Raw genomic sequence first — 22,840 nt, 5'->3', positions numbered from 1 at the left:
CATGGCCTTGCAACCGGTCACGATTATCGTGCTCGCGGCCCAGCGCACGGGCGTTGTCAATCCACTCGCCAAGCGCGCGGGTGTCAGCCACAAGTGCCTCGTGCCGATCTGCGATCGTCCGCTGGTCTCCCACGTGCTGGAAACGCTGACCACCGTGCCCGACGTGCGCGAAATCCGTGTGGTGCTGGAGCCGGAAGGCCAGGCCGAAGTCGACCAGGTGATCGAACCATTCCGCGCTCGCGGCGTGCCGATCACCCTGGTCGACAGCGATCCCAACATCGTCGAGAGCGTGCTGGCGGCAACGAAGGGTGAGGACGGCCCGTTCCTGATCACCACCGCCGACAACGTCCTGCTGACGCACGATGGCGTGGCGCAAGTGCGCGAGGCCATGCAGCACAACGATGCCGTGATCGGCGTGACCACGCGGGAGCGCGTCTGGGCGATCCACCGGCAAGGCCAGCGCGGCTTCTACGAGTTGAAGGACGCAGGCTACGCCAACTGCAACCTCTATGGCCTCGCCAATGCCAAGGGCTTGAAAGCGGCAGACATTTTTCGTGAGGGTGGCCAGTTCCAGTCGAACCCGAAGCGCATGGTGACCGCCTTTGGCCTGTTCAACATCTTGCTGATGCGGTTTGGCCTGGTGACGCTGGCCAGCGGCCTGAGGCGGGTGGGCAAGCGGTTCGACGCAAAGCTTGCGCCGGTCGTGTTCGAGGACGGTGCCCTTGCCATCGACGTCGACAACGAGCGGACCTATTCCATTTGCGAATGGGTGCTTGGCCAAAGACTGGGAATGGACATTCCCAAGCCCGAGATTTCACCCGAAGCGAAGTAGGATCAGGCGCCCGCGCGCCGCGCCGCACCCCATTCCATCCAGCCTGCCCACCTGGGTGCTTTCTCGAAATAGGTCTGGCCGATCGGTTCGATCTCGAACCCGGCCTTGCGAATCGAACCACCGACCTCGCGCGTGAGGTGGCAATTGCCTGCTAGGCGTTTCCACACCGGTTCGATCCGGCGTTGCCACTTGGCAGGCCCCGGATCGGGTGCCTTGCCATGTTCGAGGAACAGCAAGCGCCCGCCCGGTTTCAGGACCCGCCGCATTTCCGACAGGACCCGTTCGGGATTGTCGACCGAACACAGCGTGTACGTGCACACCACCGTGTCAAAAGCTCCGTCGCTGAAGGGGATGTTCTCACCCTTCCCTTCGCGAATGTCAGCCTCCCAGCCCCTCTCTGCCGCCCGTTCACGCGCTGCTGCAAGCAGGCTGCCGTTGGGGTCGATGCCGGAAAAACTGGTGACCTGTTCGCTGTCATAATGCTGCTGGTTGAACCCGCCGCCGCAGCCCAGTTCGAACACCGCGCCCTTGGCCAGTGGGACGACCTGGTGCCGCAGCCGATCCAGGTCTTCGGACCCGCAACCAAACGAAACAACCTTCGGCAGGATCGTTTCGTCGTACCAACTGGCAAAACCCATCAGAGCCTCTCCTCGGAAGCTGCAGGAACTGCAATCTCACCCGCAAGCCGAGTATTTGCAATCTCTAATATCCAAGCCCGTTGTGCCGACTCATCTTTGGGACTAGGCGGCGGTTGGTATTTTCAGCCAGGCAAGGTCCACCATGAGCACGAATATTTCCCCGCTCCGTATTCCTGATGAAGCCAAGGAGCGGGTCCGCATGCTCTTCATGGCCAAACACGCGCTGTGGGGCGGCGGGATGCACCCGGAAGACGGCAACCATGCCATCTACCACCACGAAGTGCGCACCACGCTGGAAAACCTCGGCCTGAACCTGCAGTTCGCCAACAGCTACAACGTCCTGTACGAGCGTCCTGACGTCGATTTCGTGTTCCCGCTGCTCAATCGCGGCGGCTTCGTGAACTCGGAAATGCTCATCCCGATCCTGTGCAACATGCACCGCCTTCCCTACCTCGGCGCCATGCCCTTCCTGCGCGGCTTGGGCGATGACAAGTCGGTGTCGAAACTGGTGGCCACCCATGCCGGCGTGCCGACCGCACCGTGGTTCTGCTATCGCCGCGGCGCGCCCGTGCTCGAAGCCGACCTGCCGCCCTCGCCAGATGGCCGCTGGGTGATCAAGCCCAATGCCAGCTCCGCCAGCTGGGGCATTTCCGATGCCTTCGACTGGAACGGCGTCACCAACGCCTTGGCCGACATCCATGGCCAGGGCCACGATGCCATCGTCGAGCCCTATCTCGACGGTTACGACGTGCAGTGCGCCTTCATCACCATCAACAGCGAACCGGTCGCCCTGCCCATGCTGTGGTACGAGCGCGAGGATACGCAGAAGCTGTGGACCTACTACGAAAAGCGCGACCTTGTGCCGAATGCGGAGAAGGCTGCGCTCAAGCGGTTCGACCACGCTGAGCTTGCGCCCAAGATCGAGGCCATGGCGAAGACCTACGCTCGCGAATTCGTGCCTTTCGACTACGGCCGCATCGAGTTCCGCGTCGACCTGAAGACCGGTGATATCAACTTCATCGAGATCAACCTGAACTGCAACCTGTGGTCCGAAAAGGTCATGGCCAAGGCTGCCGCGCAGGCGGGTTTCAGCCATGCCGACCTGATGGAAACGCTGCTGGCCGAATGCTGGCGCCGCCACGCGCTGATCAGCTAGGGCGCGATCCGCTCGCCCTTCCAGTCGAATTGCTGGCCGCTGTCTTCCGGCGTCAGGCCGTCGATCACGTCGAGCAGGTGCTGCGCCGCCCGCGCTGGTAACTGCAATTGCCCCTCGGGCACATTGGCCTGGAACGGCTCCGACAAGCCGGTGTCCACCGTGCCGGGATGCAGGGCTGCGACCACCGCCTGCTTGTGCGTGCGCCCCAGTTCGATGGCGAAATTGCGCACCAGCATGTTGAGTGCGGCCTTGCTGGCACGGTAGCTGTGCCACCCGCCGATGCGGTTGTCGCCGATCGAGCCGACGCGGGCGGACAGGGCCGCGAAGACAGAACGCCGGTCGCGTGGGAGCAGCGGCAGCACGTGCTTCGCCACCAGCGCCGGACCGATGGCGTTGAGGTGCAGGACGCGCGCCATGACGTCAGCGTCGAGTTGCTTGAAACTGCGTTCCGGCCCGGTGCCGTCGGCCAGCGTCAGCACGCCCGTTGTCACCAAGACCAGGTCAGGCGGATCGTCAGCCCAACTGGCGGCCGCCGCGGCGATGCTGGCTTCATCGTCCAGGTCGAAGGTGAAAGGTGTCACGCCAGCCATGTCCGGTGCCTTCCCGCTCCGCGACCCGGCGAGCACCTGCGTGCCGCGCCCTGCCAGCAATTCCACCAGCGCAGCACCAATACCGCCGCTCGCCCCGAAGATCGCGGCTTTCCTACAAGGTGCTTGGGGCGCTTGCATCTCGATCATGACCAACCACTCTCGTTTCCTGCTCGTGCCGGGCCTTCTAACAGGCTGTCATCACGCGAAAACCGGTACTTTGGGCCCCCGCATTGAGCGGTAGAAATTTTTGCTCCAGGACACTGTCACACCTGTCACACCTTGCTCTCACCGGCTGGATCAGTAGAGAGGAACACACACCGCAAACGGGGATCGACGCATGGCTACCTTCACCCTCCCGAAGAACAGCAAGATCAGCAAGGATGGCGAGGTCCACAAGGCCGAGACCACCGGCCGCGTGCGCAAGTTCCGCATCTATCGCTACGATCCGGACAGCGGCAAGAACCCGCGCTACGACACCTTCGAAATCGATCTCGACGAATGCGGCCCGATGGTGCTGGACGCCCTGTTCAAGATCAAGAACGAGGTGGACCCGACGCTGACCTTCCGCCGCTCGTGCCGCGAAGGCATCTGCGGGTCGTGTTCGATGAACATGAACGGGTCGAACGGCCTCGCCTGCACCACCGCCATCGAGGACCTGAAGGGCGAGATTCGCATCACGCCGCTGCCGCACATGGAAGTGGTGAAGGACCTCGTGCCCGATTTCACCCACTTCTACGCCCAGTACGCCTCGATCCGCCCGTGGCTGCAAACCGTCTCCACCACGCCCAGCGGCAAGGAGCGACTGCAGTCGCCCGAGCAGCGCGAGAAGCTGGACGGCCTCTACGAGTGCATCCTATGCGCCTGCTGCTCGACTTCGTGCCCCAGCTACTGGTGGAACAGCGACAAGTTCCTTGGTCCGGCAATCCTGCTGCAGGCCTACCGCTGGCTGGCGGATAGCCGCGACGAGATGACGGGCGAGCGGCTGGACGACCTCGAGGATCCGTTCCGCCTCTACCGCTGCCACACGATCATGAACTGCGCCAACGTCTGCCCCAAGGGCCTGTCGCCGGCGCGCGCGATCGCCGAAATCAAGAAGATGCAGGCAGAGCGGCACGTCTGACATGGGGATCGAAGCCGGGGCAAAGGTCGACGGTGGCTGCCTCTGCGGCGCCATCCGGTACACGGTCACCGGGCCGGAGATGTTCACCTCGCAGTGCTGCTGCAAGGATTGCCAGAAGGCGACCGGTACCGGCCACACCACCATCATCGGCCTGCGACGCGACCAGCTGGACATGCGTGGCACGCCGAAGACCTATACCAACGACGGTGAAAGCGGTGGTTCCGTGACGCGCCACTTCTGCGGCGAATGCGGCGGCCGGTTATACACCACCGGCGACATGCCGGGCGACCAGGTGCTGATCCTGCAGGCGGGCTCGCTCGACGATCCCGACGTGGTCTCGCCCGAAAGCGTGATCTACATGAAGGACGCGGTGGCCTGGGACTTCTTCGACCCTGACCTGCCCAAGTTCGAGGCCATGCAGCCGCGCGAACGATGAGCGGCGTCCTCGCCCGCTACGAACGCCTGATCGCTGCCGGGGAGCTGCAACCGGACCCGGACCAGCGTCGGGCCGCCGAGCGTCTCGAAAAGCTGCAAAAGGAGCTGGAGGCGGAACAGGCGGGCGGACTGCTCGGCCAGCTGTTCGGCAAGCGCAAGCCGCGTCCGCAAGGCGTCTACCTCTGGGGCGGCGTCGGACGCGGCAAGTCGATGCTGATGGCGCTCTACCACGAAACGCTGGCGATCGAGGAAAAGCGTCGCGCGCACTTCCACGCCTTCATGCAGGAAGTCCACGCCAAGTTGCGCGAAGCGCGCCAGGGCGAGAGCGGCGATCCCATCCCGATCGTCGCAGCTTCGCTTGCCAGGGACCTAAGATCACTGGCTTTTGACGAGATGGTGGTGAACAACTCTGCCGATGCCATGATCATGAGCCGGCTGTTCACCCAGCTGATCTGCGAACACGACGTCGCCATTGTCACCACCAGCAACCGCGTGCCGGAAGACCTCTACAAGGACGGCCTCAACCGCGAGCATTTCCTGCCCTTCATCGACCTGATCAACGATGAACTAGACGTCATGCCGCTTGATGGACCCACCGACTACCGCATGGAGCGGATCGGCGACCTCGAAAGCTGGCACTCGCCCATCGGGGACGACGCAACGGCCAAGGTGCGCGAAGCCTTCTTCCGCCTGACCGACTACCCGCCCGAGGATGCCGCCAACGTGCCATCACGCGAACTCGATGTGGGCGGCGGGCGCACGATCCACGTCCCCAAGAGCCTGAAAGGCGTGGCCGTCTTCAGCTTCAAGCGCCTGTGCAGCGAGGCGCGCGGGGCGCCCGACTACCTCGCCATCGCCCAGCGCTATCACACGGTGATCCTCGTCGGCATCCCGCAGATGAACAAGGAAATGCGCAACGAAGCCGCGCGCTTCGTCACCCTCATCGACGCGCTGTACGAGAACCACGTGAAGCTGTTCGCCACCGCCGCCGCGCAGCCGGAAGACCTCTATCCGGCGGGCGATGGCTCGTTCGAGTTCCAGCGCACCGTGAGCCGGCTTAACGAAATGCAGAGCGACGAGTACATGGCGCTCGGCCACGGGACGGATGCCTAGGCGATCCCCAGACGGGCCAGCGAACGGTCGAGCATGACCAGTTGCCACAGCAGCCGCGAATGGTCCGCCCTGCCCCCGATGTGATCCTCTGCCAGTTCGGCGAGGCGGGCATTGTCGAACCACTCGGTCCGCGCCAGCATGGCGCTCTTGGCGATCCCCCGCGCCTTGCCCGCCAACGGACCGCGCAGCCACTCGGCGATCGGGGTCACGAACCCCTGCTTGGGGCGGTAGAGAATGTCCTTCGGCAGGTAGCGCTCCATGGACTTCTTGAGCAGCCACTTGCCCTGCGAACCGTGAACGCGAAGCCCCTCGGGAAGGCCGGCCGCAAACTCGACTAGGCGGTGATCCAGCAGCGGCTCGCGCGCTTCGAGACTGACCGCCATGGAAGTGCGGTCGACCTTGGTCAGGATGTCGCCGGGCAGCCAGAACTTGAGATCGGCATATTGCGCCTGGTCCAGCGCACTGCGCATCGGCGCCTTGGCCATCAGCTCCAGCAGCGGGTCTTCGGCGCGATAGCCGCCCAGCTTGTGGGCCATGTCCGGTGAGTAAAGCGCCCCGCGCATCTCCGGCGGAACGACGGACAGCGCGCGGGCATAGCCCTGCTCCGCCGATCCTGCGAGCGAGAGCAAGGTGGTCTTGGCGCGCAAGGGACGCGGTGCCCAGTCGGCCTTGGGATAGAACTTGCCGAGCGGCCCCAGCACATTGCGGCGGATCGCCGAGGGCAGCAGGCCGCGTATCCGGTCCTCGTGGGCATGGAACACTTGTCGCCGGTAACCGGCAAAGGCCTCGTCCGCGCCGTCGCCGGACAGGGCCACGGTGACATTCTCGCGCGCCAGTTGGCACACCCGCCAGGTCGGCAAGGCGGAGGCATCGGCAAAGGGTTCGTCAAACATGCCCGCGAGCGTGTCGATGGCATCGAACTGGTCCGCACTGACCGTGCGTGCGTTGTGATCGGTGGCGAACAGTTCGGCGACCTGTTGTGCGTAGCTCGTCTCGTCCGCGCTGGCGATGTCGAAGCCGATAGAACAGGTCTTCACCGGCTGGCGGCTGGCCTCGGCCATGAAGGCGACCACGGTGGAGCTGTCGACACCGCCTGACAGGAAGGCGCCCAGCGGCACGTCCGCAACCATGCGGCTGGTGACGGCCTGCTGCAGGTGATGCAGCAGTTCTGCCTCGAGGTCCTTGGGCTTGCCCTTGTGACGACCCGCAAAGCTGATGTCCCAGTACTGCTGCGGCTCAGGGACGCCCTTGTCGTGTTGCAGCAGCATCCAGTGCCCGGCGGGCAGCTTGCTCACGCCGCGCAGGATTGAGCGGTGATCGGGGACATAGCCCCATGCCATGTAGTCCTCTACCGCGCGCGGATCGACTTCGCGTCGCAGCAACGGGTGGGCGAGCAGGCCCTTCAGTTCGGAGGCAAAGGCCAGCGAACCGTCGGACAATTCGGCGAGGAACAGCGGCTTCACGCCAAGGCGGTCACGCGCGAGGAACAATTCACGCTTGGATTGGTCGTAGATCGCGAAGACGAACATGCCATTGAGGCGGCGGAGGCATTCCGTACCCCACTGCTCGTAGGCGGCAAGGATGACTTCGGTATCGCCGTCAGTACGGAATATCTCGCCCGCTGCCTCAAGCTCGCGGCGCAGTTCGCGATAATTGTAGATTTCGCCGTTGAAGACGATGATCGAGCGTCCGCTCGGCGATGCCATGGGCTGCGGCGAGCCTTCGACGTCGATGATCGAAAGGCGGCGGTGGCCCAGCCCCACGCCCGGCCCCGTCCAGACGCCCGAGCCGTCCGGCCCGCGGTGGGCAAGCACGTCCGTCATCCGTTCGATCCGCAAGGGCTCGACCGGCTTGATCGTACCGCAATGGAAGAGGCCGGCGATCCCGCACATGGTGGCGGACTAGTCCAGCAAGGCGATAGCGTCCATCCACTCCGGCAGCGGAGCGGTGGATTGCCGGAAAGCGGCGAGCGTGTCTTCGGCGTGCTGGCTTTCGGTGTCCTCCGCGGAGATGATCAGCATGATGGTGGGCCGCGGGGCGAACAGCAGGCGGTCCGCCATGTTGGCAAGCTTCAGCCGTGCGCGGCTGCTGCCGATCCAGTCACCGTGGCGATACCAGGTGTAGGCGACTCGCTGGTACGTCCCGAGGGCCTGCAAACGGTCGCCGATCGCGCCCTCGACTGGCGGAGCATCGGAGAGCCAGCGCCAGTCGGTATCGCTGGGCAGAGCGCCCTCGCCAAACCCGGTTGCCTCACGGCCATCCTCCTGCGCGGCGTAGAGCGCATAGACCACGTCGACCACGCGCCCTTCCTCGTCGGCGTAGCTGGCGATCAGCTTGTGATCCGCGCCAGTGGTATGCGGCAGCCACGTGTGCGACTGGGCGGGGTTCACGCGGGTCCAGCCCGGGACCTCTGGCAAGTCGATAACTTGCGGCATGTCGGCCTCTACCGAACGTGCTGCATGCGCCCAGCCAAGCATGGTCAGGGCAAGCAAGGCCAATCCTGCCAGCACGGGCCATCCGGAACCGCTCCATCGCTCGAAGCGCGCGGGCCAGGCGGCGCCGGCGATTGCCTCGCCGTCGATGAACTCTTCATCGAAACCGCGGTCAAAGAAGCGCCAGCCCATGCCCAGCAGTGCCGCCATGACGAGGGCGAAGAAGATCCAGCCATAGAATATGTGGTCGAACCCGGCCGCAAAATCCACGCCTTGCGACTGGGCGATATAGATCGTGCCCCATGCGCGTACACCGTTGGCGAGGATGGGCAGGACGATAGCTGCAACCATGAATAGCGCGCGGCGGGTCCACGAACGGTAGCAGACGTGGGCCACCAGCGTGCCGAGCGCGACCATGGCGACGAGGAATTTCACCCCCGAACAGGCTTCCGCCACCTCGAACAGGCCCACAGGCGTGTCGATGAACACCCCGTCAATCAGCGCGGGAATGCCGCTGGCGTGGGTAAGGGCAATGGTGATCTCCGCAGTAATCATCTGCAGCGCGGGCACGAGCTCGTCGCCTACGGGTACGAGGAAGAAGCCGTAGAACAACGGGAAAAGCAGCGCCCAGGCTACGCGCGGCCCCAGCACGGCAATGGTCGCGGCTTGCAGGCTCGTGACGGCGCCCAGCTGGCTGGCGGTCGCGGTGCCCGAAATGTCACCCAGCAGCCAGACGAACAGGCTGCCGAACAGCAGCAACAAGCCCGGCCACCATGCTTGCGGCGCAATCCTGGCGAGCTGGTGCGCGCGCTGCCAGACGAGCCACGCAATGATCGCCGGGACGACGAGGATGTGGTTGTAGGTCGAACTGTCCCACCAAAGTTGCACCATGGCCGCCCAGTCGGCAGCAAACAGGGCGAACATGCCGACCCATGCCAGCGCCAGCTGTAGCAGCGGCTTGCGCCATACAGGAGCGATGCGTTCTGCCAGCGCCGCGCGTTGCGGGGTGAGTGCTTCAAGCTGCATCGCGGCAAGTCCCGCCAGTGGGCTGCCCGGACATGATCTGCGGCAGCGCGGCCAGCATGGCAGGCCAGCTCATGTGATCGAGTACGAACTGGCGAGCCGCCTTGCCGATCACCTCGCGATCCTGCTGGCGCTGCAACAGGTCGCGCGCCTGGGCCACCATCGCCTCATCGCTGCCGGCAACGGCGAAATGTTCGCCGTGCCGCGCGTCGATCCCCGTGGCGGCTTCGGGCGAGAGCAGCACACAGCGCTCCATCGCCATGGCTTCGAGCACCTTGTTCTGGACGCCGCGGGCAATGGTCAGCGGGGCGCAGACGAGGTCAGCCGCCGCGAGGAAGGGTTTGACGTCCGGCACTTCACTCCAGACCGTCACGCCAACAAGCTGGCCAAGCTCCTGCACAGCAGCAGTCGGTGCCCGTCCGACAATGTGGAATTCGAGGTAAGGGAAATCGACCTGCAGCTGCGGCAATATCCGCAGGGCAAATCGTTCCACCGCATCGACATTGGGCGCGTAGTCCATCTGGCCGGTGAAGACGACATGCGGGCCGGAGCGCGCGGCGATATCCGGCTGGATTGCTACCCGTTCGGGATCGAAGGCGGCGCAGTCGATGCCGTTGCGCAGGGCGCGAATCCTGCCGTTGTCGCCCACCCGGCTGCGCAGCAGGTCGGCTTCGGCCTCGCTGACCAGCAAGGTGATATCGGCGCGCTGGACGAGGCCGGCTTCGACCGCCCCCAACAGCCGACCTTCGCGGCGGTCTACCCATGCGCGCGGGCCGGAGGCGTCGGCGCCGAAGGCTTCGAACTTGGCAGAATCGACATCGACGAGGTCGACGATCAGGCGCCCTGCCCAGTCCATCGGAACGAACTGGCCCATCTGTCCGGAAAAGACGTAGATCGCGGCAATGTCACGCTCGCGGATGGTACGTTTGACCCACTGCGCAAGCTCTGCCGAGCGGAAGGCGGAAATGCTGACGGGTTCTCCGCGTCCCAAGGCCTCCAGCCCCGCCAGCGGCAAGGGCTTGGAGCGCCGCGGCATGCACCAGCTGGCTGCAAGCGCTTCCAGTTCGTGGAGGTGAGCGATGTCTGCTTCGCTCTCGCCCAGACAGCCGACATGCACCGGAGCGATCTGCGCCAGCGTCTTCAGCACATTGTGCGAGCGAATCTTGTCGCCGCGATCGGGCGGAAACGGCAAGCGATGGGCAAGGAAGAGAATGTCACCATCCATCCCCGCCCCCTATCCAAGGCCACGCGCGATCAACGGGCCGAGCCTGTTGGTCAGCGTCAGCGGCAGGCGCTTCCACAGCGCGATGCGCGACTGGTGGCGCGAACTGGTGGGATCGGCATCGCGCAGTTCGTGTCCTGACGCGGTCCAGCTGGCGTAGGAGAGCGGTTCGGGCTCGAAACCCCAGTTCTTCTTGAACGACCAGGCCCCGCTGCCGGTCTTGCTGCGACCGAAGTCGAACCGGTCGCAACCGAGCCGCCGCGCGCGCAGCATCAGCTCGTAATACATGCGATCGTTGGCGCGCAGCTCGCGCGCCTCCCATGTCCCGCCGCCCCAATAGGGCATGACAGCGCCGTCGTGGAACAGCGACAGCACGCTGGCGACCGGGGTCATGCCGTTCCAGACGGTCAGGATTTCTCCATCGAGACTGTCGAGCACGGCATCGAAGAGGCTGTTCGGGAACACCGGCGTACCGAGGTTGCGAACGCTTTCGGAGTAGACTTCGTAATGCGCTTCGCGGTCGACCGAGTCCTTGCCCTTGGTCACGCGCAGGTTGTTCTTCAGGCCCTTGCGCACTTCGGCACGCTGCTTGCGCGGGATCCACGCCAGCTGTGCCTCGTCGTCATCCTGCAAGGGCGCGACGAAGCCGCAGTGACTGTCTTCGCGTACGGTCCAGCCTTCTGCCGCAAAGCCGCCGCGCAGTTCGACCGTAGGGCAGGACAGGCGCTCGGCATATTCCTGCACCGCCGCGCACAGGTTTACCGCGGTCACATCGTTGGCCGCCAGCACCCCGCCCTCGACGGCAAAGCCGCTGGAGGCAAGCATGCGGCCGAACACCGGAGAATGCACTTCGGTCAGCGGCAGCCAGCCTGTCAGCAGGCCGCCCTTCTCTGCCACCAGTCCGTGCGCGCACTGGCCGGTGCCTTTCTCGACGGCGAGCAGCCACGCCGGACGGTGGAACACCGATCCGCCGCGTTCGGCGACAAAGCCCTCGATCCGCGCCACCTCGTCCGGTTGGCGCAGGTCCACGGGCCGCACATGTTCGCGGGTCAGGGTGAAAGGCGCGTTCATCCCTGCACCGCGCTTTGCAGTCGCAGCCGCAGGTTCTCGCGCTTGGCGATGGCGTCCATCCGGCCCCAGCGGAATTCGTGGACCAGTTGTTTCAGCTTTCCCGCCATCTTGTCGAGATTGGTATAGTGCCTCAGGCGCGAACGCAGCGGCGCACCGGAAACGCGCGGTTGGCCGGGGTCGATCTCCCACGGGTGAAAATAGAACACAGCCGGGCGGCCTTCCTTGCGATTGACCTGCCGGATGGCCCAGCGGCTGAAACCATAGGGCAGCACACGGAAGAAGCCGCCTCCGCCCGCCGCGAGGCGCTTGCCGCGGAACATGGCCGTGGTCACCGGCATTTCCACCAGGTTGCTGTCCGGGAGCGGTTTGAAAGCGAAGCGCGGCGCCTCGGCCCAGCCATAGTGATCGTGCGAAATCGGTGCGACGCTGGAAGAGTAGGCATAGCCTTGTTCCGCCAGCACCTCGAAGGCCCATGGTGTGCGCGCGTCGATCGAGAAGCTGGGCGCACGGTAGCCTTTCACCTCCGCACCGCTGGCATCTTCCAGCACCTTCTGGGTGCGTGAAATGTCCTCGCCGAAAGTCTTCGGATCCATGCGGAACACGCGCTGGTGATCCCATCCGTGACTGGCGATCTCGTGCCCACGATAGGCGATTTCGCGCAGCAGGGCGCCGTGGCGCTGGCCTACCCAGCCCAGTGTGAAAAAGGTCGCAACGGCACCAGCTTCATCGAACAGGTCGAGGATCAGGCGGACATTGCGGTCCACCCGGTCGTCCAGCCCACCCCACTGGTCCCGCTCGATCACATCCTCGAACGCGCCCACCTGGAACCAGTCCTCGACATCGACCGACAGGCCGTTGACGACGGGACCGGGCTTGCCGGACATGGGATCAAAGAAATGCGCGTTCACCTTGTGGTGGTTCCCTGGATAACTGCTCTTCAGGCTGCCTTGCTCGAATCCATTTCGCTTTCGATCCAGTCGATCAGCATGGTCAGCGTCTGGCGGATGGTGCGCTCCTGTTCGAAGCACTTGGCCTCGACCCGGGCGAGTTGGGCACGCAGCGTTTCGATCTCGGGTGCGACAGCCTCGGCAATGACCGTGTCGCGCACGTCGGACAATTCGACGATGGCCTGCTGCAGCTCGACGATCTGGGCGTCTCGTTCGGCGAGGTATTCCTCGAGCATGGCCTTGTCGATGCGCGGCTCGGTGGGCATGGCCTTGACCGGCTCAAAGGTCTTTTCCGGCTCCGGCATCGGTGCGGGCGGAGCTTCGGGGAAGGCGCGTTCGGCAGCCATTTCGCTCAGCACGTTCTGCAGCATGGCAGCGTCGATGCGCGAACGCTCCTCGACAGCACCCAGCAGCATCAGGCGGTTGGCGATCTGGTTGATCTTGCGCGGGATACCGCCGCTGGCTTCGTACAGCTCGCTGAACACGCGCTGGTCAAACGACGGATTGCCATCCCAGCCTACGATCTTCAGGCGATGGGTGATGTAGGGCTCTATCTCGCCCTTCTGCATCGGTTCAAGGTGATGCGCGGCGATCACGCGCTGGCGCAGCTGTTCGAGGCGCTCGTCCGCCTGCAAGGTCGTGCGGAACTCTGGCTGGCCCAGCAGCAGCGTCTGCAACAGCGGGTGGTTGCCCAGCTGGAAGTTCGACAGCATGCGCAGCTCTTCCAGGGCTTCCACCGCCAGGTTCTGCGCCTCGTCCAGCACCAGCAGGCAACGGCGACCGTCGCGGGCTTCCTCGTGCAGGAAGCTCTCTATCTCGGTCAGCGCGGTCGCCTTGTCGTGGCCTTCGATGTCGATGCCGAACGCGCCGGCGACGACGTGGATGACCTCTTCATCGTCCAGCTTGCTGGTGACAATCTGCGCCACGGTGACAGCCGAGGTGTCGAGGCTTTCCATCATGTGCGCGACGAGGGTCGACTTGCCCGCGCCAACCTCGCCAGTAATGACGATGAAACCTTCGCCCTGCGCCAGGCCGTAACCCAGGTACGACAGCGCCTTGCGATGCGTGATCGAACGGAAATAGAACTCCGGATCGGGCGTCAGCTGGAAAGGCTTGCCGGTGAGGCCATAGAAATTGTCAAACATGGGGTTTTCTCCTGTTGACCCCTCAATCGAAGGAATAGCGCAAGCCCAGAAGGGCCGATGCGGATGAGTAATCGGGAAGATCGTCGCGGCTGATGCCATCGAGCCCGACAGCTGCCGTGGCCGTCAGGTTGCGCAGCAGGTCACGGTTGTAGGCGAGCGAGGCGGAATACCCCATGCCGTCACCGAGCGCGCTGTCCCCCGCGTTGAACCAGCTGGCGGCGGCACCGGCGAACAGGCTGGAATCGCGATCGAGCTGGCGGTTGAAATTGGCGGCAACGAAGACACTTTCGTCCACCAGGCCGTCAACGCCCTCCAGGACGGTGCCTTCACCACCGATGAAGCTGCGACGGTCATAGCCGGCACCGATGCCGAACGAGCTGCGCCCGCGGATCATCGAGTAGCTCGCTACCACCCCGCGGTTGCGGTACACCGAACCGCGCAGCGAACCGAGGCGGGCCAGTGCGCAATTGTCGCCTTCGACGCCGACGACACAGCCACCAAGGTCCCCCGTGATCGGGTTGCGGAAGGCAGAGAAATCGGTGCCGAGGCCGTTCAGCGCTGTGGTAACCTGACCGCCGAAACCGGTGATGTTGTCATAGACCGACACGTTGACACTGGAGTTCGAATTCGGCGCATAGGCCAGCGAGCCGTAGTAGGTCGTCGAACCGTAGCGGCGGCCGACATGGGCCTCCAGCGAGGTACGACGGCTGGGCCGCCACATGACACCGACATCCCAGATCAGGCCATCGGTTTCGTAGGCGATTGTGCGCGGCTGGCTGTCGTCGGTAACATAGCGTCCGTCAGAACCGATCACCGGCAGGCCATTGCCATCGCGCACGGCATCGCGGCTGGATATCTGCACGTCTTCGTAGCCGACGCCGCCAACCAACGCGAGGTTGGGCGAAACCGGCAAGGTAACGTCGGCGCGCACGTACTTGTCGTCGATCCGCTGGTCGAGGTTGGAAATATCCTGACGGTTCCAGCCAGCGCCCACGCCCAGGCCAACCGGCGCAACCGTATTGGGCGCCACGCCAAAACGCACCGCTGCGTTGTGCGTCACGCTGTCATCGAAGATGTCGACCGGATCGGTGCCCGGCGCCAGCACGAAGGCATTGGGCGATTCCACCCGAGTGTATCCGAGGCGATAAGAACCACTGACTTCGACCGGACCGCTGCGCGACTGGATCGAGGGACCGGCGTAGACCGAATAGATCTGGCTGGTGGAGGCCGCATTGCCGCCAAAGCCGCCAATCGTGGAAAAGCCGCTGCCTTCCACGCGGGTGCGTGAGGCAAGCCCGCCTGCCTCGATCGTCATGCCGCGACCGGCGAAAGCCAGCGAAGCGCGAGCAATGCCCGACAGCGTATCGACGTCGGAAGCATCGCCGTAACCGATGGTGTGTTCGTAGCGAACCGAGGCCGAAGCAGCGCTGTTGCGACCGGTAATCGTGGTGTCCACGCCGGCAGCCAGCTGGGTGTAGGTCAGTACGTCGTCACCCGGTGAAAGCTGCGCAGTCACGACCTGCGCGGCTTCGATATAGGGCACGACTTCGGTACGCGAGGTGCGCACGCCCTCGTCGGCTTCATCGCCGCCTTCCTGCGCCATCGCCACTTGCGGCAATGCGGCAAGGACAATCGCCAGGCTCAGCGGGAATGTCCGGTTGATGCGCATGGTCATGCCTCCTCCCCGTAATAGACGCCAAAGCGGCGGCCGCTGGGGCTGAAATGGGCTGCGTTGAGCAGCAGCTTCAGGTCGGGACAGGCTGACAGCAGCGTGAGCGCGTCTTCGAGTGCACTCTGGCCGGTACGGTCCGCGCGGGCGACCACGATGGCCTGGCCGACATGGTTGGCCAGTTCGGCAGCAGGCGATGCAGCGAGCGCCGGCGGGCTGTCGAAGATGACGATACGGTTCGGCGCGGCACGGGTCAGCCGGTCAAGCACTTCGGCAGTCCGGTGACTGGCAAGGAATTCACTGTCGGCCGTGGTGTGGTTGCCCGCAGGCAGCACGAACAGGCCGTCGACGTCGGTCGCCATCACGCAATCTTCGACCTGCATGTCGTCGCGCGCGAGCACGTCCATGAAGCCGGGGCCCTTGGGCAGGCCCAGCATCTTGAGGATCGACGGCTTGGCGAAGTCGGCGTCGACCAGCACCACTTCGCTGTCGCGCTCAGCCGCCAATGCCAGCGCGAGGTTGGCTGCGCAGTAGCTCTTGCCCTCGTCGGGTAGCGGCGAGCAGATCAGCACGCGTTGGGCGAAGGCGCCGTTGCCAGCTTCCTGTGCCTTGCGGACCGACTGCAAGACCTTGCGCTTCACGATGCGGAATTCTTCCAGCAGGCCGGTGACCTGCCCTTCCGGCTGGATCAGCCCGTAGCGGGTCAGGCAATCGCGATCGATCGGATGGACCTTGCCGGAGAATTCGACGTCCTCGTAAACCGGTTCCGGCGCGGGAGTAGGCTGCGGCGCGGCGGTCGGCGCAGCGACAGGTGCTTCGGCAACCGCCGGTGGCGTCACAGGAGTGGAAGGCGCAGGTGCCGGAGCTGCAACTGGCTCGACTTCACCCTTGCGCTTCACGATCCGGCGATTGACCGGCTTCTTCAGTTTCTTCGGCACCGGCGCAGGCTTGTAGCCGCCGAGGCCGAACATGCCTTCGGCACGCTCGAGCAGCGTCTTGGGGGCTTCGGGTGGATTGCTCTGGTCAGTCATCGCTATCCCCTCACGCCATCATGCCGCGCTGGACGAACTCGACGCCCATCAGCACCACGAACATGATGCCAAGGCCGCCAACCCCGGCAGCGAAATACTTGAGACGCTTGGCGCGCAGTTCCCGGCCCGCCTCGGTGAAAGTATGCGAAATCGTACCGATCACCGGCAAACCGAGGTTGCGCTCCAGCTGGCTGGCCGTCGCAAAGGTCGAACCGAGCTTGCTGAGGGCATAGGCCGTACCGGCACCGGCCCCGAGGCCGACGATCAGCACACCGAACAGCAGCAAGGGACGATTGGGCGCAGCAGGCACACGCGGCGTGGTGGGCGGATCGACCACCTCGAACTGCACGGCACTGCGCTCGGTCTCCACCTGGCCGCGCAGGCGCAGCTCTTCGCGGTCCTGCAGCAGCTGGTCGTACTGCTCGCGGAGTACCTCGTAATCGCGGCTGATGCGGGTGGCTTCGGCAGCCGCGCCCGGCTCACGCGCCTGGCTAGCGGTGATCGAGGCAATTTCGGAGCGCAGCGCAGCCGCGCGGGACTGCAACGACAAGACGTTCGATTGGCGCTCAACGCGCATGGTCTGGAGCGTGGTGTAAGCAGGATTGTTCGTGCCGACCGGGGCGCTTGCGCCCTGTGCTGCTTCGCGCATGTTGGCCACGGTGCGTTCGGCGGCGACAATGTCGGGATGTTCGTCCGTCAGGCCGCGCGCGCGCAACGCCGCAAGGTTGGCTTGGGCCTGCGCGAGGTTGGCCTGAGGGCCGCCGCTGCCGGGTGTCACAAGCACGCGCGGCGTACTGGCGATCTGCCCGTCGAGACCGGCAAGCGCGCTCTGCGCGGCGGCAAGGTCAGCCTCGACGCTACGGAGTTCGGAGCGTGTTGCAGCCAGCTGGGCGGCAATGGCCTGCGCCCCGCCCATCAATTCGGGATGCTCTGCCTCGAAGGCAAGACGACGGTCTTCTGCCGCTGCCAGCTCGGCTTCACGGTCGGCAAGCTGCTGGTTCAGGAACTCGATCGAATCCTGCATGTCACCACGCGCCCCGCCGAGGTTCTCCTCGCGGAAGATGTCGATCATCTGCTGGGCGATAACCTGTGCAAGTTCGGCGTTTTCGCGATCGGACAGGTCACCACGGCCGCTTGAGGCCGTAATCTCGAAGATGTTCTCGCCTTCGCTGACGACTTCGACATCGCGGGTGAGCTGCTCGATGGCGGCTTCCATGTCAGTCGGCGAAGTGACGCTGTCGCCGATACGCGTGCCGCGCACCACTTTCTCGAGGTTCACGGAGCTGATCAGCGTCTGGCGGATCCGGTCGATGTCGCGGGCACGGCTGGCCGCGCCGATACCGATCTGTTCGGCCAGCACGTCATCCAGCTGCACGAAGATGCGGGTTTCGCTCTCGTACTTGTTCGGAATCAGCGCGATGGCCAGCCAGCCCAGCAGGCAGACACCCCAGGCGATCGCCAGGGCGAGCCAACGACGGTTCCAGACAGCCCAGATGCCGGCGCGCAGTTCTTCAAGGAGTTGGTTCAATGCCCTGCCCCTGCCCTAGAACATGCTTTCAGGGATGATGATCACGTCACCCGGACGCAGCATCACGTTGGCGTCGCTCTCGCCGCGACGAAGCAGGTCCGACAGGCGCAGGTCATATTCGCGCTGCTGGCCGCTTTCGCGGTCAAAGCGGATCAGCTTGGCGCGGTTGCCCGCGGCGTATTCGGACAGGCCGCCGACAGCGATCATCGCGTCGAGCAGCGTCATGTTGGCGCGGTAAGGCAGCGAGGCCGGCTCGGCCGTCGCCCCGATAATGCGCACCTGCTGGCTGAAGGTGCCGGCGAACTCGTTCACGATCACGGTCACCAGCGGATCTTCGATGTACTGCGACAGTTGCAGGCGGATATCTTCGGCCAGCATGGTCGGGGTCTTGCCCACGGCGGGCATGTCAGCCACCAGCGGCGTGGTGATACGGCCATCGGGTCGTACCTGCACCTCGGCGCCGAGCTCGTCGTTGCGCCAGACGTGGACGGTCAGCTTGTCGAGCGGGCCGATGATGTATTCCTCGCCCGGTTCTTCCTGCATGGCGACGAAGCGCGCAGGCTCCAGCTGTGCGCCGCTGCTCGTGGCGCAACCGGCAAGGCTGAGCGCCATGCCAACGGAGGCTAGGAGGAGGAAAACCGGCTTTGACGTGCGCATTGAAGCGTCCTTCACGAATTTTCGGGGAAGTCGCTGCCAAGCCCTCGCTGGCTATGGACGCAACCCACCCCTTTGGATCCGCCTTCGCTTCTCGCGAATAAGGGTGAACATTGCGTTAGCCTTTTGGCCGAAACAGGCGGTTTGACGGGGGTTTATGAGGGGATGTCCCGAAACGGGACGGGATTCGGGCGCTTGTCAGACCAGCATTTCGCGGGCCGGTCCCTGTCCCAGGAACTGGGCCGGACTGGCGCTGGCGCCATAGGCCCCGGCGCAGAACACCGCGACGAGGTCACCCACCTCGGCGCGCGGCAGGTGCGCGGCATCGGCAAGCCGGTCGAGCGGGGTGCAGAGGCAACCCACGACATAGACCTCTTCTTCCGGCTCGGCATCGAAGCGCGTGGCGATAGCCACCGGATAGTTGCGGCGGACGACGGTGCCGAAATTGCCAGATGCCGCCAGCTGGTGATGCAGGCCCCCGTCCGTGACGAGATAGGTGGTACCGTGGCTCACTTTCCGATCAACGATTTCAGCAAGATAGACCCCTGCCTCGCCAACCAGATAGCGGCCAAGCTCGATGGCGAACTGGGTGTCCTTTAGCACGTCCGGCAAGTCACCGAAGCGCGCCTGCAGCGCCGCACCGATGGCCGAGATATCGAGCCGCTCGTCCTTGTCGAAATAGGGGATCCCGAAGCCGCCGCCCATGTTGAGGTGCGGCACGTCCACGCCCGCCTCGCTTGCCAGCTGTGCGGCAAGGTCGAGCACGTGGCCCTGCGCCTCGATGATCGCCTCGGCATCCAGCGCCTGGCTGCCCGAATAGATATGGAAGCCCCGCCATGTGGCCCCGGCATCGACGATCTTGCGCGCCAGGGCGGGCACCCGGTCGGCGTCGATACCAAAAGGCTTGGCTCCGCCGCCCATCTTCATGCCCGAACCGCGCAGTTCGAAACTGGGGTTCACCCGGATCGCGAGACGCGGCGAGACGCCCAGTTCCTTGCCCATCTGCAAGGCCCGGTCGGCCTCGTTCCCGGATTCGAGGTTCAGCGTCACGCCGGCCCGGATGGCAGCGAACAGTTCGCTGTCGCGCTTGCCCGGTCCGGCAAAGCTGATTTCGCGCGGCAGGTATCCGGCCTCGCGCGCCAGGTCCAGCTCACCTGCAGAGGCAATGTCGAGGCCGTCGACCAGGTCTGCCATGAATTCGAGTAATGGCCCGTAGGGGTTTGCTTTCATGGCATAATGAATGTTGATCCGCTCAGGCATGGCCTTGCGCAACTTGCCCATGCGCTGGGCCAGCATGTCGCGCGAATAGACAAACAGCGGTGTACCGCCCGCCTCCCTCACCAGCGCACTCGCGGGACGGCCACCGATAGCCAGTTCGCCGTCTTTGGCGGTATATTCCGGGGGGATCGGGCCGAGCGCCTTCATGCTGCCTTCCTCGCCAGCAGGGCGCGATCAATCTTGCCGTTGGGATTGAGCGGCATCGTCTCTACCCAGCGGATCACCGCCGGCTGCATGAAATTGGGCAATTCGCGGCGCAGGGCATCGCGCAAGGCGTCCTCGTCACCAGTGCCGCGCACGACCAGGTAGATCGCGTGGCCGAGCTTCTCGTCAGGGACGCCGAAAGCCACGGCTTCGTCTGCCAGTCCGGTCGCGATCACGGCCTCCTCGATCTCCTGCGGGCTGATGCGGTTGCCCGCGCTCTTGATCATGGCATCGCCGCGGCCAAGGAAATAGAGCAAACCGTTGTCCGCACGCCGTACGCTGTCGCCTGACCAGACTGCCATGCCGCCGTATTGCGAGGCCGCAGGTGCAGGTTTGAAGCGTTCGGCGGTCCGCTCGGGATCCTGCCAATAGCCTTGCGCCACCAGCGGTCCGCAGTGAACCAGTTCGCCTTGGGTGGCGACCTCGCCCGCCTCGTCGACCACGAGAATTTCCGCAAAGGGAATAGCCTTGCCCATCGAGGTCGGATGTTCGTCGACCAATGCCGGATCGAGAAACGTCGAGCGAAATGCTTCGGTTAGCCCGTACATCGGGAACAGCCGCGCATCGGGGAAGATGGTACGAAGATCGCGCACAAGGTCCTCTGTCAGGGCGCCGCCGCTGTTGGTCATGCGCCGCATCGGGGCGACTGCTTCGGCGGGCCATTCCTGGTCCACCAGTTGTACCCACAGCGGAGGAACCGCGGCCAGCGTCGTGATCCCATGGCGGCCGCACGCCTTGATAACATCGCGCGGCGTCAGGTAATCGAGCGGTGCGACCGAGCCACCTGCGTACCAGGTACTTAGCAGCTGGTTCTGACCGTAATCGAAGCTCAGTGGCAGGACCGCCAGCGTCACGTCATCGCGCTCCATGCCAAGGTAATGCGCCACGCTGACCGCGCCCAGCCACAGGTTGGCATGGCTCAGCATCACGCCCTTGGGACGCCCGGTGGAGCCGCTGGTATAGAGGATCGCGACGAGATCCTGCGGGTCATGCGCAGACGGGCCCGAAAGGGGCCAAGCGCTGTCGAGCGCCTCCATGGCCGCCCTTTCCTCCACCTGCGGACATTCGACGTCGCCATCTTCCAGCGAGGCAAGCCGCGCGGAGTTGGCCAGCAACAGGCTGGCCGAACAGTCTTCAAGGATATGCTTAACCTGTGCCCGCTTCAGCAGCGGATTGACCGGCACGTGGACCAGCCCCGCGCGGGCCGCAGCCAGCGGCATCAGGCAGGTCAACTCACCCTTGGCCGCCCAGGTCGCGACCCGCGCGCCCTTTTCCGGCACCTGCTCCGCCAGCCAGCCTGCCAGCTGGCCGACACGGGTTCTTAAGTCCTTCCAGCTAAGGGTTTCGCCGCGCAGGACCAGCGCCGCATCGTCATCATCCCCGCGCAGTGCGAGGTGATCGAGCGGGTACGGCGTTGGGTCAGGCGCAGTGGACATCGGGCTCCGGGAGCAAGCAGGAAAAGTGACAGCGATCAGCTATCACGACACGGTTAACGATCTGCAAGACCATGACTGGGCTTGTGCAGGACCTTTTGCACGTCCGGAATGGTTTGCCCTGCTCGAACAGAGCGGGATGCAGCCGCTGTTCGCCACCGCCAGCGAAGGTGGGCAGGCGATCACCCTGCCGCTGCGCCAGTCTGGCGACGGGCTGGAAGCCCTAACCAACTGGTATGCGTTCACCTGGGGCGACCTGCACACCTCCGGTCTTACCAGCCCCGCCCTGCTCGAAGACCTCGCGCTTGACCTTGCAGGCCGCGCGGACCGCGTCACCCTCACCAAGCTGCGCGACGAGGACGGCACTTTGCAGCGCCTTATGCTGGCCTTCCGCAAGGCCGGATGGCTCGTTTTCGCAGAACCCTGCGATACCAACCACGTGCTGCCCGTCGCCGGCCGCACCTATGCCGAGTTCCTCGCGGACCGCCCGGGCCAGGTCCGCACCACGCTGAAGCGCAAGGCGAAGAAGGTCGAAACCACACTGCACACCCTCTTCGATGCCGAGGATTGGGACGCCTACGAGGAAATCTACGCCGACAGCTGGAAGCCTGAGGAAGGCGATCCCACCATGCTGCGCGCCTTCGCCGAGGCCGAGAGCAAGGCTGGCCGTTTCCGCTTCGCCCTAGCCCGCCACGACGGCAAACCCGTCGCCGCGCAGTTCTGGACGGTCGAGGGGAGGACCGCCTACATCCACAAGCTGGCGCACCGGCAAGGCGCGCAAAATCTCTCCCCCGGCACCACGCTGACTGCCGCGCTGTTCGAACATGTGATCGACACCGACAAGGTCGAATGGGTCGATTTCGGCACCGGCGACGATCCCTACAAGCGCGACTGGATGGAACAGGTCCGCACACGCTGGCAGCTCACCTGCCTGCGCCACGGTAAACCGCGCAACTGGCCTTTCATCGCCAAGGCCACGCTCCGCAAGCTTGTCTCGGGCGCGCGCCGTGGCTAGGGCGCGGTTATGTCGACCAATCTCCCCGTCCCGCTCGAACTGGAAGGCGATACCGACCTCATCCTGCGACAGGTGTTGTCGGATGTTCTCGGCCTTTCGGCAGAACGCGTTGCCGATCTCGATCACGATGCCGGCCTGTTCGGTCACTTGCCCGAACTCGATTCGATGGCCGTCGCGGGCCTGCTCACCGAGCTGGAAGACCGCCTCGACATCATCATCGAGGACGACGAGGTCGATGGCGAAATGCTGGAGACCTATGGCGGGCTGCTCTCCTACCTCGCCGCAAAGCGCAACGAAGGCTGAC

Annotated in this window: 21 protein-coding genes; 7 read left to right on the top strand and 14 right to left on the bottom strand. The window is 64.7% G+C overall.

Going from position 1 to position 22,840, the window contains the following annotated elements; translation table 11 throughout:
* The first annotated feature begins 1 nt into the window (after position 1).
* Entirely contained in the window at positions 2–832 is an 831-nt protein-coding gene (locus tag AAEO60_RS05645; RefSeq protein ID WP_341672666.1) for an NTP transferase domain-containing protein, read from the top strand.
* 2 nt (positions 833–834) lie between these two features.
* Here AAEO60_RS05645 and AAEO60_RS05640 read toward each other — a convergent pair whose 3' ends face one another.
* Positions 835–1,470 carry a class I SAM-dependent methyltransferase gene (locus AAEO60_RS05640; protein ID WP_341672665.1) on the bottom strand — a complete coding sequence of 212 codons (636 nt, stop codon included), beginning with the start codon at positions 1,468–1,470 and terminating at the stop codon, positions 835–837.
* A 142-nt stretch (positions 1,471–1,612) separates the two neighbouring features.
* Between AAEO60_RS05640 and AAEO60_RS05635 the strand changes: the two genes are divergently transcribed.
* Complete coding sequence (locus tag AAEO60_RS05635) at positions 1,613–2,626, top strand: D-alanine--D-alanine ligase family protein (RefSeq protein ID WP_341672664.1); 1,014 nt, start codon at positions 1,613–1,615, stop codon at positions 2,624–2,626.
* Here the strand turns inward: AAEO60_RS05635 and AAEO60_RS05630 are convergent.
* Complete coding sequence (locus tag AAEO60_RS05630) at positions 2,623–3,363, bottom strand: SDR family NAD(P)-dependent oxidoreductase (RefSeq protein ID WP_341672663.1); 741 nt, start codon at positions 3,361–3,363, stop codon at positions 2,623–2,625. The genes AAEO60_RS05635 and AAEO60_RS05630 overlap by 4 nt on opposite strands.
* Before the next feature lie 190 nt (positions 3,364–3,553).
* Between AAEO60_RS05630 and AAEO60_RS05625 the strand changes: the two genes are divergently transcribed.
* The 3 genes from AAEO60_RS05625 to zapE are packed head-to-tail and all read left to right on the top strand — an operon-like array spanning position 3,554 to position 5,884.
* Entirely contained in the window at positions 3,554–4,336 is a 783-nt protein-coding gene (locus tag AAEO60_RS05625; RefSeq protein WP_341672662.1) for a succinate dehydrogenase iron-sulfur subunit, read from the top strand.
* A 1-nt stretch (position 4,337) separates the two neighbouring features.
* On the top strand, positions 4,338–4,772 hold the full coding sequence (locus tag AAEO60_RS05620) for a GFA family protein (protein WP_341672661.1): 435 nt from the start codon (positions 4,338–4,340) through the stop codon (positions 4,770–4,772).
* Positions 4,769–5,884, top strand: coding sequence for a cell division protein ZapE (gene zapE / locus AAEO60_RS05615; protein WP_341672660.1), 1,116 nt, complete (start codon positions 4,769–4,771; stop codon positions 5,882–5,884). Before AAEO60_RS05620 ends, zapE begins: the two co-directional genes overlap by 4 nt.
* Here zapE and AAEO60_RS05610 read toward each other — a convergent pair.
* The 12 genes from AAEO60_RS05610 to AAEO60_RS05555 form a co-directional block, all read right to left on the bottom strand.
* On the bottom strand, positions 5,881–7,776 hold the full coding sequence (locus AAEO60_RS05610) for an XrtA/PEP-CTERM system amidotransferase (RefSeq protein WP_341672659.1): 1,896 nt from the start codon (positions 7,774–7,776) through the stop codon (positions 5,881–5,883). The two genes, zapE and AAEO60_RS05610, sit on opposite strands and share 4 nt — an antisense overlap.
* A gap of 9 nt (positions 7,777–7,785) precedes the next feature.
* Entirely contained in the window at positions 7,786–9,342 is a 1,557-nt protein-coding gene (xrtA, locus tag AAEO60_RS05605; protein ID WP_341672658.1) for an exosortase A, read from the bottom strand.
* Positions 9,332–10,564, bottom strand: a complete 1,233-nt coding sequence (locus tag AAEO60_RS05600; RefSeq protein ID WP_341672657.1) for a TIGR03087 family PEP-CTERM/XrtA system glycosyltransferase — start codon at positions 10,562–10,564, stop codon at positions 9,332–9,334. The genes xrtA and AAEO60_RS05600 overlap by 11 nt, the downstream gene beginning before the upstream one ends.
* A 9-nt stretch (positions 10,565–10,573) precedes the next feature.
* Entirely contained in the window at positions 10,574–11,632 is a 1,059-nt protein-coding gene (locus tag AAEO60_RS05595; protein ID WP_341672656.1) for a FemAB family XrtA/PEP-CTERM system-associated protein, read from the bottom strand.
* Entirely contained in the window at positions 11,629–12,516 is an 888-nt protein-coding gene (locus AAEO60_RS05590; protein WP_341673548.1) for an XrtA system polysaccharide deacetylase, read from the bottom strand. The genes AAEO60_RS05595 and AAEO60_RS05590 overlap by 4 nt, the downstream gene beginning before the upstream one ends.
* Positions 12,517–12,569: 53 nt before the next feature.
* Complete coding sequence (locus AAEO60_RS05585; RefSeq protein WP_341672655.1) at positions 12,570–13,724, bottom strand: XrtA/PEP-CTERM system-associated ATPase; 1,155 nt, start codon at positions 13,722–13,724, stop codon at positions 12,570–12,572.
* Positions 13,725–13,746: 22 nt separating this feature from the next.
* A complete protein-coding gene (locus AAEO60_RS05580; RefSeq protein WP_341672654.1) occupies positions 13,747–15,399 on the bottom strand; it encodes a preprotein translocase subunit YajC in 1,653 nt (550 codons plus the stop codon).
* Entirely contained in the window at positions 15,396–16,424 is a 1,029-nt protein-coding gene (locus AAEO60_RS05575; protein ID WP_341672653.1) for a P-loop NTPase family protein, read from the bottom strand. The genes AAEO60_RS05580 and AAEO60_RS05575 overlap by 4 nt, the downstream gene beginning before the upstream one ends.
* A 10-nt stretch (positions 16,425–16,434) precedes the next feature.
* On the bottom strand, positions 16,435–17,952 hold the full coding sequence (locus tag AAEO60_RS05570; protein WP_341672652.1) for an XrtA system polysaccharide chain length determinant: 1,518 nt from the start codon (positions 17,950–17,952) through the stop codon (positions 16,435–16,437).
* 15 nt (positions 17,953–17,967) lie between these two features.
* Entirely contained in the window at positions 17,968–18,609 is a 642-nt protein-coding gene (locus tag AAEO60_RS05565; protein ID WP_341672651.1) for an XrtA/PEP-CTERM system exopolysaccharide export protein, read from the bottom strand.
* Positions 18,610–18,804: 195 nt separating this feature from the next.
* Positions 18,805–20,031: a pyridoxal-dependent decarboxylase, exosortase A system-associated gene (locus tag AAEO60_RS05560; RefSeq protein ID WP_341672650.1), complete on the bottom strand. Its 1,227-nt coding sequence runs from the start codon at positions 20,029–20,031 to the stop codon at positions 18,805–18,807.
* Positions 20,028–21,524, bottom strand: coding sequence for an acyl-CoA ligase (AMP-forming), exosortase A system-associated (locus tag AAEO60_RS05555; RefSeq protein WP_341672649.1), 1,497 nt, complete (start codon positions 21,522–21,524; stop codon positions 20,028–20,030). The genes AAEO60_RS05560 and AAEO60_RS05555 overlap by 4 nt, the downstream gene beginning before the upstream one ends.
* A gap of 25 nt (positions 21,525–21,549) precedes the next feature.
* Here AAEO60_RS05555 and AAEO60_RS05550 point away from each other — a divergent pair, with 25 nt between their 5' ends.
* Positions 21,550–22,536, top strand: a complete 987-nt coding sequence (locus tag AAEO60_RS05550; RefSeq protein WP_341672648.1) for a GNAT family N-acetyltransferase — start codon at positions 21,550–21,552, stop codon at positions 22,534–22,536.
* Positions 22,537–22,545: 9 nt separating this feature from the next.
* On the top strand, positions 22,546–22,839 hold the full coding sequence (locus tag AAEO60_RS05545) for an acyl carrier protein (protein WP_341672647.1): 294 nt from the start codon (positions 22,546–22,548) through the stop codon (positions 22,837–22,839).
* Position 22,840 lies beyond the last annotated feature (1 nt).

Origin of the sequence: Aurantiacibacter gilvus (assembly GCF_038289935.1) — a bacterium.
GTDB lineage: Bacteria > Pseudomonadota > Alphaproteobacteria > Sphingomonadales > Sphingomonadaceae > Alteraurantiacibacter > Alteraurantiacibacter gilvus.
Note: the sequence above shows the minus strand (reverse complement) of the source record. Positions and strands in the feature narration are given on the sequence as shown.

Excerpts from the sequence above, each read along its gene's own strand:
- xrtA (WP_341672658.1), bottom strand. The coding sequence starts at position 9,342 with ATGCAGCTTGAAGCACTCACCCCGCAACGCGCGGCGCTGGCAGAACGC.
- AAEO60_RS05610 (WP_341672659.1), bottom strand. The coding sequence starts at position 7,776 with ATGTGCGGGATCGCCGGCCTCTTCCATTGCGGTACGATCAAGCCGGTC.
- AAEO60_RS05565 (WP_341672651.1), bottom strand. The coding sequence starts at position 18,609 with ATGCGCACGTCAAAGCCGGTTTTCCTCCTCCTAGCCTCCGTTGGCATG.
- AAEO60_RS05580 (WP_341672654.1), bottom strand. The coding sequence starts at position 15,399 with ATGACCATGCGCATCAACCGGACATTCCCGCTGAGCCTGGCGATTGTC.
- AAEO60_RS05645 (WP_341672666.1), top strand. The coding sequence starts at position 2 with ATGGCCTTGCAACCGGTCACGATTATCGTGCTCGCGGCCCAGCGCACG.
- AAEO60_RS05555 (WP_341672649.1), bottom strand. The coding sequence starts at position 21,524 with ATGTCCACTGCGCCTGACCCAACGCCGTACCCGCTCGATCACCTCGCA.
- zapE (WP_341672660.1), top strand. The coding sequence starts at position 4,769 with ATGAGCGGCGTCCTCGCCCGCTACGAACGCCTGATCGCTGCCGGGGAG.
- AAEO60_RS05545 (WP_341672647.1), top strand. The coding sequence starts at position 22,546 with ATGTCGACCAATCTCCCCGTCCCGCTCGAACTGGAAGGCGATACCGAC.
- AAEO60_RS05590 (WP_341673548.1), bottom strand. The coding sequence starts at position 12,516 with ATGTCCGGCAAGCCCGGTCCCGTCGTCAACGGCCTGTCGGTCGATGTC.
- AAEO60_RS05575 (WP_341672653.1), bottom strand. The coding sequence starts at position 16,424 with ATGACTGACCAGAGCAATCCACCCGAAGCCCCCAAGACGCTGCTCGAG.
- AAEO60_RS05630 (WP_341672663.1), bottom strand. The coding sequence starts at position 3,363 with ATGATCGAGATGCAAGCGCCCCAAGCACCTTGTAGGAAAGCCGCGATC.
- AAEO60_RS05600 (WP_341672657.1), bottom strand. The coding sequence starts at position 10,564 with ATGGATGGTGACATTCTCTTCCTTGCCCATCGCTTGCCGTTTCCGCCC.
- AAEO60_RS05625 (WP_341672662.1), top strand. The coding sequence starts at position 3,554 with ATGGCTACCTTCACCCTCCCGAAGAACAGCAAGATCAGCAAGGATGGC.
- AAEO60_RS05595 (WP_341672656.1), bottom strand. The coding sequence starts at position 11,632 with ATGAACGCGCCTTTCACCCTGACCCGCGAACATGTGCGGCCCGTGGAC.
- AAEO60_RS05620 (WP_341672661.1), top strand. The coding sequence starts at position 4,338 with ATGGGGATCGAAGCCGGGGCAAAGGTCGACGGTGGCTGCCTCTGCGGC.
- AAEO60_RS05560 (WP_341672650.1), bottom strand. The coding sequence starts at position 20,031 with ATGAAGGCGCTCGGCCCGATCCCCCCGGAATATACCGCCAAAGACGGC.
- AAEO60_RS05640 (WP_341672665.1), bottom strand. The coding sequence starts at position 1,470 with ATGGGTTTTGCCAGTTGGTACGACGAAACGATCCTGCCGAAGGTTGTT.
- AAEO60_RS05635 (WP_341672664.1), top strand. The coding sequence starts at position 1,613 with ATGAGCACGAATATTTCCCCGCTCCGTATTCCTGATGAAGCCAAGGAG.
- AAEO60_RS05585 (WP_341672655.1), bottom strand. The coding sequence starts at position 13,724 with ATGTTTGACAATTTCTATGGCCTCACCGGCAAGCCTTTCCAGCTGACG.